12 protein-coding genes are annotated in these 11841 nt (G+C 33.7%); 1 reads left to right on the forward strand and 11 read right to left on the reverse strand.

Features of this window, described 5'->3' with window-relative positions; genetic code table 11:
• Positions 1-5: 5 nt before the first annotated feature.
• The 9 genes from purN to purE are packed head-to-tail and all read right to left on the reverse strand — an operon-like array spanning position 6 to position 8476.
• The gene (purN, locus tag MHH94_RS09505; RefSeq protein ID WP_048542190.1) at positions 6-572 is read right to left on the reverse strand and encodes a phosphoribosylglycinamide formyltransferase; all 567 of its coding nucleotides are present in this window, start codon (positions 570-572) and stop codon (positions 6-8) included.
• On the reverse strand, positions 569-1603 hold the full coding sequence (gene purM / locus MHH94_RS09510) for a phosphoribosylformylglycinamidine cyclo-ligase (RefSeq protein WP_058591009.1): 1035 nt from the start codon (positions 1601-1603) through the stop codon (positions 569-571). Before purM ends, purN begins: the two co-directional genes overlap by 4 nt.
• A complete protein-coding gene (purF, locus tag MHH94_RS09515) occupies positions 1587-3083 on the reverse strand; it encodes an amidophosphoribosyltransferase (protein ID WP_058591010.1) in 1497 nt (498 codons plus the stop codon). Before purF ends, purM begins: the two co-directional genes overlap by 17 nt.
• Positions 3062-5251 carry a phosphoribosylformylglycinamidine synthase subunit PurL gene (gene purL / locus MHH94_RS09520; protein ID WP_058591011.1) on the reverse strand — a complete coding sequence of 730 codons (2190 nt, stop codon included), beginning with the start codon at positions 5249-5251 and terminating at the stop codon, positions 3062-3064. The genes purF and purL overlap by 22 nt, the downstream gene beginning before the upstream one ends.
• Positions 5244-5915: a phosphoribosylformylglycinamidine synthase subunit PurQ gene (purQ, locus tag MHH94_RS09525; protein ID WP_048542181.1), complete on the reverse strand. Its 672-nt coding sequence runs from the start codon at positions 5913-5915 to the stop codon at positions 5244-5246. The genes purL and purQ overlap by 8 nt, the downstream gene beginning before the upstream one ends.
• Positions 5915-6175, reverse strand: a complete 261-nt coding sequence (gene purS / locus MHH94_RS09530) for a phosphoribosylformylglycinamidine synthase subunit PurS (RefSeq protein ID WP_048542179.1) — start codon at positions 6173-6175, stop codon at positions 5915-5917. Before purS ends, purQ begins: the two co-directional genes overlap by 1 nt.
• A 1-nt stretch (position 6176) precedes the next feature.
• Positions 6177-6878, reverse strand: coding sequence for a phosphoribosylaminoimidazolesuccinocarboxamide synthase (gene purC / locus MHH94_RS09535; RefSeq protein ID WP_058591012.1), 702 nt, complete (start codon positions 6876-6878; stop codon positions 6177-6179).
• Position 6879: 1 nt separating this feature from the next.
• Positions 6880-8007 carry a 5-(carboxyamino)imidazole ribonucleotide synthase gene (gene purK, locus MHH94_RS09540; RefSeq protein ID WP_058591013.1) on the reverse strand — a complete coding sequence of 376 codons (1128 nt, stop codon included), beginning with the start codon at positions 8005-8007 and terminating at the stop codon, positions 6880-6882.
• Positions 7994-8476: a 5-(carboxyamino)imidazole ribonucleotide mutase gene (gene purE, locus MHH94_RS09545; protein ID WP_025905207.1), complete on the reverse strand. Its 483-nt coding sequence runs from the start codon at positions 8474-8476 to the stop codon at positions 7994-7996. Before purE ends, purK begins: the two co-directional genes overlap by 14 nt.
• Positions 8477-8683: 207 nt before the next feature.
• On the opposite strand from purE, the gene folD reads away from it, so the two are divergent.
• Entirely contained in the window at positions 8684-9541 is an 858-nt protein-coding gene (gene folD / locus MHH94_RS09550; protein ID WP_048542174.1) for a bifunctional methylenetetrahydrofolate dehydrogenase/methenyltetrahydrofolate cyclohydrolase FolD, read from the forward strand.
• A gap of 184 nt (positions 9542-9725) precedes the next feature.
• Here folD and MHH94_RS09555 read toward each other — a convergent pair whose 3' ends face one another.
• Together MHH94_RS09555 and MHH94_RS09560 are read right to left on the reverse strand one after the other, a co-directional pair.
• Positions 9726-11060: a GntT/GntP/DsdX family permease gene (locus MHH94_RS09555; RefSeq protein ID WP_058591014.1), complete on the reverse strand. Its 1335-nt coding sequence runs from the start codon at positions 11058-11060 to the stop codon at positions 9726-9728.
• A 52-nt stretch (positions 11061-11112) separates the two neighbouring features.
• Positions 11113-11838 (reverse strand): GntR family transcriptional regulator, encoded by a 726-nt coding sequence (locus MHH94_RS09560; protein WP_058591015.1) that lies wholly within the window; start codon positions 11836-11838, stop codon positions 11113-11115.
• Positions 11839-11841: the final 3 nt, after the last annotated feature.

Below are 11841 nucleotides of genomic sequence, written 5' to 3' on the forward strand. Positions count from 1 at the left end.
CTCCTTTATTGAATAATTTCTTTCATAACACGTGGATATAATTCGTATTCTAAGTTCTGTATTCTTAATTGTAATGTCTCTCTCGTATCATCTGGATATACTTTACAGCTTAATTGATCGATGATTTCGCCAGTATCCATACCACTATCAACGTAATGAACAGTTGCTCCTGTAACACGTACACCGTAATCTAATGCTTGCCCAACAGCGTCCTTACCAGGAAAACTTGGTAATATTGATGGATGAATATTCAACATTTTACCTTCATATTGTTTTAATAATGTAGGACCGACAATTTTCATATATCCTGCTAAAATAACCCAACTTACACGATCTTGAGCTAATCTTGTGAGTAGTGCTTCTTCATATTCTTTTTTACTATCGTAAGTTCTTGGATCAATGATATAAACTGGTAAATTAAATCGTCTTGCTCTTTCTATGCAAAAAGCATTAGGGTTATCTGTATACAATGCTGTTACCTCTATATGGTCTAAATAACCTGCTTCGATATTTTCCATTATTTTCTCAAAGTTCGATCCATTTCCTGATGCAAATACTGCTATTTTAATCATGATTGAACCCCCGTCAATTTGACCTGACCTGTTCCGTTTGAAATTTCACCTATTACATATGCTTCTTCATTTTTTGCTTTCAAGATATCTAAAGTTTCTTGTGCATCTTCTTTATTGACGATAAGTACAAAGCCAATGCCCATATTAAACACATTATACATTTCCTGTGCTTCAATCTTTCCTTGCTCTTTTAACCATTGGAATATTTGTGGTACTTCATATGATTGAACATCGATATGTGCATCTTTATTTTCTGGAATAGCTCTTGGAATATTTTCAATAAATCCTCCGCCAGTAATGTGTGACATACCTTTAACTTTTACTTTATCTAATACCGCAAGAACAGGTTTAACATATAACTTTGTTGGTTCAAGAAAAGTTTCTAAATACGTTCTCTCATCATCAAATGCATCATTTAAGTTAATTTGACTTTCTTTAATTAAGTTTCTAACTAAACTGTAGCCGTTTGAATGTATACCACTTGATGTAATACCAATTATGACGTCACCTTCATCAACTTCACTGCCATCTATATAGTCATCTTTTTCAACAGCGCCAACACAAAATCCTGCGATATCATATTCTCCTTGATGGTACATTTCGCCCATTTCTGCAGTTTCTCCGCCAATTAATGCACAGTTCGTTTCTTTACAACCGACAGATACACCTGAAACAATCGCTTCAATCGTTTCAGGATTTACTTTATTCGTCGCAATATAATCAAGGAAATACAAAGGTTCTGCACCAGTCGTTAAAATATCATTCACACACATCGCAACGGCATCGATACCAATTGTGTCATGTTTGTTATAATCAATTGCAAGTTTAAGCTTTGTACCAACACCATCTGTTCCAGAAACAAGAACTGGTTTCTTCATATTTAATTGTGACAGATCAAATGCAGCACCAAAGCCGCCTAAACCACCTAGTACTTCCTTTCTCATCGTGCTTTGAACATGTGACTTTATTCTATTGACCGCTTCATAACCAGCTTCAATATCTACACCAGATGCTTTATATGCTTTCGACATTAAGATTACCCTCTTTATCAAAGTATTGTTTATTACTAGCTAAATAAGCTTTTTGACGTGGACTTAAATTTTGATAATATCTTTCTTCATAGTCATAAAGACCTGCTGGATAGTCACCAGTAAAGCTTTCTACACATAGCCCATGATAAGGTACGTCTTTATCTAACCCTATTGATCGTATTAAGCCATCAACTGATAAATATGCAAGTGAATCTGCACCGATATAATCTCTAATTTCTTCAGGTGATTTATGTGCAGAAATTAGTTCAGCAGATGTCGACACATCGATACCATAGAAACTTGGAAACATGAATTCTGGTGATGCGATACGTACGTGCACTTCATTTGCTCCAGCGTCTTTTAACATTCTAACGATACGTTTACTCGTAGTTCCTCTCACAATAGAATCATCAACAAGCACGATATTTTTACCATGTACGATATCTTTTACAGCTGATAATTTCACGCGTACACCTTGTTCTCTTAATTCCTGTGTCGGTTGGATAAATGTTCGAGCGACATATTGATTTTTTACAAGACCCATTTCATAAGGTAAATGACTTTCTTCTGCAAAACCAGATGCTGCTGAAAGTGAAGAGTTTGGTACACCGATTACCATATCAGCATTTAAAGCCGGACTTTCTTGAGCTAATTTTTTCCCTGATGCTTTACGAACTGCATGAACGTTCTTACCAGCAATTGTTGAGTCGGGTCTTGCAAAGTAAATATACTCCATCGCTGAAATTGCAGTCGTTGTTTCCTTTGTGTATGATTCAACTCTTATACCATCATCATTTATAACAATATACTCACCAGCATGAATATCTCTTACAAACTCTGCACCAAGTACATCAATTGCGCATGTCTCACTAGCAATGATATAAGCACCCGTCTTCATTCTACCGACTGCTAAAGGTCTTATTGCATTTGGGTCAACAGCGCCATATAATGCATCTTTAGTTAATAAAGCAAATGTGAAACCACCTTTAACTGTATTCAAACTTTCTTTCAATGCTTCTTCGAAAGTAGGAGCCTTACTTCTTCTTATAAGATGCATAATCACTTCTGTATCAGAAGAAGAATGGAAAATTGCGCCTTCTTGTTCTAGTTCTTTTCTTAAACTTTGTGCATTGACTAAGTTACCATTGTGGCAAACACCAACACTCATATCATAAAAGTGATATAAAAATGGTTGAATATTTTCAATTCCTTTGTTGCCTGAAGTTGCATATCTTACATGCCCTATTGCATGTTGATTCCCTTTAAAACCTTCTAATTGTGTATCCGTTATGGCATCAGATAATAAACCTAATCCTCTTTCACCTTTTAACTCGAAACCGTTTGAAGTTACAATTCCTGCACCTTCTTGACCTCTATGTTGTAAACTATGAAGACCCATATATGTGAGTTGTGCAGATTCGGGATGATTCCATATACCAAATACGCCGCATTCTTCATTTAAACTCTTGATATCATGCATTGAGCTATTGCCCCTTTCAATTGCTCGTTCAAATCAGATACATTGTATTTAATTTGAGCAGCATCATTTTTAATCGTAAATTGAGCATTATCAGTAACACGACCTATTTCAACGGCATCATCAATATCTATAGATTGTCCTTCTTTAACGACAACAATATATCTACCTTGAGTTTCACTAAATAATTGAGCATTTGTTACTGGTAACGTCACATCTAATCCTAAGTTAAAGTGTGTCGCTATTTTTGCAAGTCCAATAGCAAGACCACCTTTACCTACTGCTTGCGTATGTGAAATTTTGCCTGAACGTATAGCATCTTTAATTTGTTCTCCACGTTTTACTTCTGTTGATAAATCAATTGAACTTGGTTCATGATTAACTTCTTTAAATAATAACTTTTCAATCTGACTGCCACCAAAGTCATCTTTTGTTTCTCCAACAATAAATACACGATCATTTACTTGTGGTTGATAATCATTTAAATACGTCACATCTTCAATTAAACCAACCATACCGACTACAGGTGTAGGGAAAATTGATGTCCCTTTTGTTTCATTGTATAAAGAAACATTACCTGATACGACAGGGGTATTTAAAGCCTCACAAGCTTCTGCCATTCCTTTAGTAGAATCTGCAAGTTGTTGATAAATATCTTTCTTCTCAGGAGAACCATAGTTTAAACAATCCGTCATTGCTAATGGTTTAGCACCTACAGAAATTAAATTTCTATATGCTTCTGCAACAACCATTTTTCCACCTTCATATGGATTGTTATAAACATATCTCGCTTCTCCATCTATAGTAGAAGCAATAGCTTTATTTGTACCTTCCACTCTCACAACTCCAGCACTAATACCTGGCTTGATAATTGTATTGGCACCAACTTGTTGGTCATATTGGTCATATGCATAATGCTTAGATGCAATTGTTGGATGATTGATTAATTTCTGGAAAACTTCTTCAACATTGATTTCATCATATTGATTATCATTTTGATCAAATTCTTTTGCTTCACCTTCAAGAATATAAACGGGTGCTTCATCAGCTAACGGTTCCACAGGAATATCAGCGTATATTTCATCTTCATAAGACAAGACAAATCTATTTGTATCCGTTACTTCACCTATTACGGCAGAATCTAATTCATGATGTTCAAACAAATCTAAGAATTTTTGTTCTGTACCTTTTTCAACTACTAATAACATACGCTCTTGTGTTTCTGAAAGCATCATTTCATATGGTGAGATGCCTTTTTCTCTTGTTGGTACTTTCTCTAAATGCAGATGAATACCACTTTCACCTTTAGCTGCCATTTCAGAAGAAGATGATGTTAATCCTGCTGCTCCCATGTCTTGAATACCTACTAATTCAGGATAAGTAATTGCTTCTAAAGTTGCTTCCATTAATTTTTTACCTACAAATGGATCCCCAATTTGTACAGAAGGTCTTTTACTTTCAGATGCTTCACTTAGCTCTTCAGATGCAAAAGTTGCACCGTGAATACCGTCTCTACCCGTTTTTAATCCAACATAGATAACTGGGTTTCCAATACCTTTAGCAGTACCTTTTTGAATTTTGTCATGATCTATAATACCAACACACATTGCATTAACAAGTGGATTACCATCATATCTTTCATCAAATTCAATCTCACCTGCTACTGTTGGTATACCGATACAGTTTCCATAACCACCGATACCTTTTACAACACCACTAAACAATCTACGGTTTGTCTTATTTGATAATTCGCCAAATCTTAAACTATTTAATAAAGAAATAGGTCTTGCTCCGATTGATACGATATCGCGGATTATACCGCCAACACCTGTTGCAGCACCTTGATAAGGTTCAATTGCTGAAGGATGGTTATGAGATTCTACTTTAAACACGACTGCTTGATTATCACCGATATCTACAACACCAGCACCTTCACCTGGACCCATTAAGACATGTTCTCCAGAAGTAGGGAATTGTTTTAAAAATGGTTTAGAATGTTTATATGAGCAATGTTCACTCCACATTACCGAGAATATACCTATTTCAGTAAAGTTCGGTTTGCGTCCTAAAATGCTTACGACCTTTTGATATTCTTCGTCAGTTAAACCCATATCTCTATATAAATATTCTTTTTCAATTTCTTCTATACTAGGTTCTAAAAACTTAGACATGTTGTTCCCTCCAACTTTCGATCATAGATTGAAATAATTTAACGCCACTATCTGAACCAAGTAATGTTTCCATGGCACGTTCTGGATGAGGCATCATCCCACAAACATTTCCTTCTTTATTCGTAATTCCAGCTATATCTTTGTATGAACCATTAGGATTATCATTGTAAGTTAAAATAATTTGATTATGATTAACAAGTTCTTCGTATAATACATCTGTGCAATAATAGTGACCTTCACCATGCGCAACAGGATAAATGACAGTTTCATCTTTTTCATACTGATGTGTGAATTTCGTTTCATTATTCACGATTGTTAACGATTCATTTCTACTTACAAATAAATGACTGTCGTTATGTAACAGTGCACCTGGTAACAAACCAACCTCTGTTAAGATTTGGAATCCATTACATACGCCAAGTACTGGTTTACCTTCACTTGCAAGTCTTTTCACTTCACTAATAATTGGTGCTACGCGTGCCATTGCACCTGATCTTAAATAATCACCAAATGAGAAGCCTCCAGGTATTAATACACCATCAAAACCTTCAAGAGAAGTTTCTCTATAGTCTACATATGCCGCTTCGACACCTGAACGTTTAGCAGCATTATACATATCACGATCGCAATTAGATCCTGGAAATACTAATACAGCTAATTTCATTATGCGTTCTCCTTATCTTCTAAGATTTTAAAACTATATTCTTCAATAACCGTATTGGCAAATAGCTTCTCACTTAAAGTATTAACGACATTCTTGATTGAATTATCATCTGTTTCATCAACAGTCATGTAAATAACTTTACCAACTCTTATATCATTGACTTGTTCATAACCTAAATCATGTACCGCTCTATTTAAAGCTTGTCCTTGTGTATCTAATACTTGACCTTGTAACGTAATATGCAATTCAATCTTTTTCATTTTATAGTTCCTCCAATTTTTTGTAGAAAGTTTCATAAGTATCGATTAATGAGCCTGTATCTTCTCTATATACATCTTTATCAAAGTTTTCATTTGTTTCTTTGTCCCAAATTCTGCATGTATCTGGAGAAATTTCATCTGCTAATAAAATTTCACCATCTGATGTTATGCCAAATTCGATTTTGTAATCTACTAGTATTAAATTCATGTCATCCATAATTTCACTTAATATTTTATTTACTTTTAATGCTTCTTTTTTAATGGTTGCTAATTCTTCTGATGAGGCAATATTCAATAATGACACGTGATTATCAGTGATAAGTGGATCATTTAACTCATCTTTCTTATAGAATAGTTCTAATAAAGGTTCTTTAAATTCATGTCCTTTTTCAAAACCTAATCGTTTACAAATTGAGCCTGCTGCAACATTTCTTACGACAACTTCTAATGGGAAAATTTCTACAGCTTTAACAAGTTGTTCTGTTTCAGAAATTTGTTCTACAAAGTGGCTTTCAACGCCTTTTTGTCGCAATATTCCAAATATTTTCGATGTGATTAAATTGTTTAAACGACCTTTTCCAAGCATTTTATCTTTTTTAGCACCATTTCCAGCCGTCACTTCATCTTTATATTCGATTCTCAAAATACCTTCTTGTTCCGTATTGAATACTCTTTTAGCTTTGCCTTCATAAAGTAATGACATATTAATCGTTCCGCCCTTCAAATAATTGATTAAATTTGTTTTCATCTTTATTTAAATCTGTTGATAATTTTGTAATATGTCCCATTTTACGATTTACTTTATTGACCTTTTTACCGTAAATATGAACGTGCCATTCAGGATGCTCACTAAATAATTCTTGTAAATTCAACACATCTTGTCCTAGCAAATTCATCATGATTGCTGGTTGTAATAAAGTAATCTTTTTCGGTAAATGCCATCCTGCAACTGCAAGTATATGTGTATCAAATTGCGAGTAATCACATGCTTCGATAGAGTAATGTCCTGAATTATGTGGTCTTGGCGCAATTTCATTCACATATAGTTTATGTTCTTCCGTTACAAAAAATTCAACTGTAAACGTTCCTACAAAGTGTAACTTCGTCATAATTTTTTGGACTTCTTGAATAGCTTGTACTTCTAAATCTACTCTAGCTGGAACAACTGTCTTATATAAAATTTGGTTTCTATGTTCATTTTCTTGTAATGGAAAATAAACTGTATGATCATATAGATCACGTGTAGCTGTTATGGATACTTCTTTAAATAGAGGGAGATATTTTTCAACTACGCATGGTGTATCAGTAATTAATTTTTTAGCTTCATCTAAATCTTCTTTAGATTGAATGACAAGCTGACCTTTACCGTCATAACCACCAAAGCGTGTCTTTATAATAAATGGATAGCCAATTGTTTCAATAGCTTCATTCAAGTCTTCTGTTGACTTAACTTCCATAAACGGTACAATTTGAACATTTGCACTTTCTAATGTTTGTTTTTCAGTTAAGCGATCTTGTAACAAAGCAACTGTTTGGCTCCCTTGAGGAATATTAAATTGGTTGGAAAGTTTTTCTAACTGCTCTGCATCTATATTTTCAAATTCATAAGTTACAACTTTAGAGATGTCACCAAGTTGATTGAGTGCATCTATATCCGAAAATTGAGCGTTTATAAATTGGTGTGCTACAAATCTTGCAGGGCAATCTTCGTCAGGGTCTAAAATGGCAACTTGAAATCCCATTCTTTGAGCAGATTGAGCCATCATTTTACCTAATTGACCTCCACCGACAATACCTATCATGTCACCTGATTCTAGGTTATAATAAGTCATTTTGCATTTCCTCCACTTTATCGACTAAACTTTTTTCATAATTAACGAGTTGTTTTCTTACATTTTCATCTGTCATACCAATCATTCTTGCGGCTAAAATACCAGCATTTTTAGATCCGGCTTTTCCTATTGCAGTTGTCGCAACTGGTATCCCACCAGGCATTTGTACTATCGACAACAATGAATCCATACCTTTTAAGCTTTTTGATTCAATAGGTACACCAATCACTGGAACTGTTGTTAATGAAGCTACCATTCCTGGCAAATGTGCTGCCCCACCTGCTCCAGCAATAATAATATCTATATTATGATCAGTAGCATTTTTAGCAAAGTCAACCATTTCTAATGGTGTTCGATGTGCAGAAACGACCTTTTTCTCATATTGGATATTAAAATATTCAAGCATATCACATGCTTCTTTCATGATTGGCCAATCTGAAGAACTACCCATTATAACTGCCACTTTCATGTAGGTCACCCTTTCAAATAGTTGAAATATTTAATCTTTTCTGTGTATATTACAGATATAGCATAACAATTGATCATGCTATTTTCAATGAAAAAAACGAACATTTTATATATTTTTTACAAAAAAGTTTGATTTATGTTCGTATTAAGGGCATAATTTTCATTGTATCAATCAATATAGTTCGATTATTAATAGGAGGCAATTTTCATGGTAGCTAAGATATTAGACGGTAGAGAAATAGCGAAGACATATAGAGCGGGTCTTCAGGCAGAAGTAGAAAAGTTAAAAGAACATAACATCATACCTAAATTAACCGTTATACTCGTTGGTAATGATGGCGCAAGTCAGAGTTATGTTAATTCTAAGAAAAAGGCAGCTGAAAAGATTGGTATGATTTCTGAAATTGTACATATGGATGAATCATCTACTGAAGAAGAAGTATTATCTGAACTCGATAGATTAAATAATGACGATTCAGTAAGTGGTATATTAGTCCAAGTTCCACTTCCAAAACAAGTTTCTGAAGCAAAAGTATTAGAAGCAATCAATCCTGACAAAGATGTAGATGGATTTAATCCTATAAATATTGGTAGATTATATACTGGAGAAAGAACATTTATCCCATGTACCCCACTAGGTATTATGGAAATTCTCAAACATGCAGATATTGACTTAAAAGGAAAAAACGTAGCTGTAATCGGTAGAAGCCATATTGTTGGTCAACCAGTCAGTAAATTATTAACTGATCAAGATGCAACAGTTACTTTATTACATTCAAAATCAACAAATACAGAAGAAGTTTTAAAACAATCAGATGTAATCGTAAGTGCAGTCGGACGCGTACACCTCGTTACAAAAGACTTAGTAAAACCAGGAGCAGTCATTATAGATGTAGGTAACACACCAGATGAGAATGGTAAATTAAAAGGTGATGTCGATTTCGAAGCCGTTAAAGAAGTAGCTAGTGCAATCACGCCAGTACCAGGCGGCGTCGGTCCATTAACAATCACTATGGTATTGAATAATACATTATTAGCTGAAAAATGGAAAAACGGACTTGAATAAAATGATAATATAGAAAAAAGCGGAACCCGATGACGGTTCCGCTTTTGTTTTATGTGGAAGATGGAATGTGCTAACTTCCATTATTCTGACTTGTGGTAATTAGAGGGTACTCATTAAGGGACATTTCTCAGAATTTTATCCCTAACAACACAATCTTAGCATCTACTTTTTCCGATTAAAATACTCATATGATACTATTTAGTGCGAAAGCTATTAAGAAGGCAACTACGGATAACATCGTTTCCATTACGGTCCATGTCTTGAAAGTTTCTTTCACATTAAGTCCTAAATATTCTTTTACCATCCAAAAGCCTGCATCGTTAACATGCGACAACATTAATGATCCTGCACCTGTTGCAATTACTAACAGCTCTAAATTTACTCCTGATAAATTTTGAATAATTGGCGAAACTATGCCAGCTGCTGTCGTTAATGCAACGGTTGCTGAACCTGTTGCAACTCTAATTAAACCTGCAACTAAAAATGCTAATAGTAATGGAGAAAGTGATAGATTTTCTGTCATTTGAGCAATCGTTTCTCCTACACCAGTTTCAATAAGAATTTCTTTAAATCCTCCGCCTGCTCCTATTATTAGAATGATTGAACCTATTGGTAAAATACAGTCTTCTACTAATCTTTTGATTGTATTTCTATTCATACCTTGCTTAAATCCTAATAAATAGAAAGCTACAAAGCATGAAATTAACAATGCAATGACAGGGCTACCAACAAATAATAAGGTGTTTCTTAATAAGCTTGGTAAACTACCTAAATATGGTGTGATGATTGATAATAGCATTAGTAATACTGGTAGTACGATGATAAAGAATGATACAGGTACACTTGGTAAACTCGTCGTTTCATTATTGACTTTTAAAATGTTTGGTGAATTTTCAGGAGTTAATCTCTTGCTTATAAATTTACCAAATATTGGTCCAGCTATAATTGCAGTTGGTAAAGCAATAATGAGTGCATACAATAATACTTTCCCTAAATCTGCATCATAAATTCCAATAGCTGTCATGGCACCTGGATGTGGTGGTACAATACCATGAACGATTGATAATCCGGCTAATAAAGGAATAGCAATCAATAATATATTTGTTTTTGTCGTCTTGTGAATAGATATGACTAACGGTAATAAAATAACAATTCCAACTTCAAAAAATACGGGTATCCCAATAATAAAACCAGACAACATCATCGCCCATGGTAATTTCTTAGGTCCCAATACTTTTATAAGATAATCTGAAATTTGCATCCCTGCACCTGAATCTGACATTAATTTACCTAAAATTGTCCCTAATGCTAGAATACCAACTAAATGACCAAGGACATCACCCACTCCTGATTCATAAGCAGTAACAATTTTTTCTGGGGACAAGCCTGCCATTATTGCTAAGAATAATCCAGCAACAGTTAAGCTAATAAAAGCATGCCATTTCCATAAAGCAACTCCTAAAATAACAATTATAATTGACAGTAGCGTAATGATTAATAAATATATATTTGAATCCATTATTTTCCCCCTATAATGTTAGCGCTACCATTAAATCACAAAAGTTAAAGCATCAATTGTTTAAGCTGATGCTATACTTTTTCAAATCACTATTATAGTAACCAATACTATATTCAACTGTTTCACTGTTTTTATTAAAAGATTGACGTTCTCTAACAAGTAGTGATACAGATGGATCAAGTTTTAAATATTCCGAAGCCGTAATATCTTTTTTCACTGAAAATGAATCTTCAGTATTGATAATTTCTATATTCGCTTCTTCTATTATTTTATATATAGACAAATCATTATTTTGTTTTTGCTTTTCATATTCATTCAAACTATGAAGTGGATATGGTAAATAATGATTGAATAATATATATGGTCTATTATTTAATAAGTAAACTCTTGTAATTTTGTAGGCATTTTCGCCAAACATGTTATATAATTCACTATTTTTTAAATTTGATACGACAGCGATATCTTTAATAACTTTTTTAATTTCGTTACCTTCTTCAACCAATTTTTCTGTAAAGTTTTTATTTTTTGTAACTTTATTAAATGGTTTATGACTAATAACGCGCGTACCTTTACCGCTTTTCTTTTCTAAATAACCTAATGCAACTAATTCTTTGATTGCTGCCCTTACCGTAACTTTGCTCACATTAAATTCTTTTTCAAAATCTGTTTCAGTAGGGATATTATTTCCAACAGTATAAATACCATGAATAATTCTATCTTCAATTATTTGCTTAATTTGTAAATATAATGGTCCTTTTTCTGATGATAGTACCGTCATAAA

This window comes from Mammaliicoccus sp. FSL K6-3158 (assembly GCF_038005105.1).
Lineage (GTDB): Bacteria > Bacillota > Bacilli > Staphylococcales > Staphylococcaceae > Mammaliicoccus > Mammaliicoccus sciuri.

Coding starts and splice junctions, on each gene's coding strand:
- MHH94_RS09555 (WP_058591014.1), bottom strand. CDS start 11,060: ATGGATTCAAATATATATTTATTAATCATTACGCTACTGTCAATTATA.
- purF (WP_058591010.1), bottom strand. CDS start 3,083: ATGCATGATATCAAGAGTTTAAATGAAGAATGCGGCGTATTTGGTATA.
- purM (WP_058591009.1), bottom strand. CDS start 1,603: ATGTCGAAAGCATATAAAGCATCTGGTGTAGATATTGAAGCTGGTTAT.
- MHH94_RS09560 (WP_058591015.1), bottom strand. CDS start 11,838: ATGACGGTACTATCATCAGAAAAAGGACCATTATATTTACAAATTAAG.
- purC (WP_058591012.1), bottom strand. CDS start 6,878: ATGTCATTACTTTATGAAGGCAAAGCTAAAAGAGTATTCAATACGGAA.
- purS (WP_048542179.1), bottom strand. CDS start 6,175: ATGAAAAAGATTGAATTGCATATTACGTTACAAGGTCAAGTATTAGAT.
- purL (WP_058591011.1), bottom strand. CDS start 5,251: ATGTCTAAGTTTTTAGAACCTAGTATAGAAGAAATTGAAAAAGAATAT.
- purK (WP_058591013.1), bottom strand. CDS start 8,007: ATGACTTATTATAACCTAGAATCAGGTGACATGATAGGTATTGTCGGT.
- folD (WP_048542174.1), top strand. CDS start 8,684: ATGGTAGCTAAGATATTAGACGGTAGAGAAATAGCGAAGACATATAGA.
- purQ (WP_048542181.1), bottom strand. CDS start 5,915: ATGAAATTAGCTGTATTAGTATTTCCAGGATCTAATTGCGATCGTGAT.
- purE (WP_025905207.1), bottom strand. CDS start 8,476: ATGAAAGTGGCAGTTATAATGGGTAGTTCTTCAGATTGGCCAATCATG.
- purN (WP_048542190.1), bottom strand. CDS start 572: ATGATTAAAATAGCAGTATTTGCATCAGGAAATGGATCGAACTTTGAG.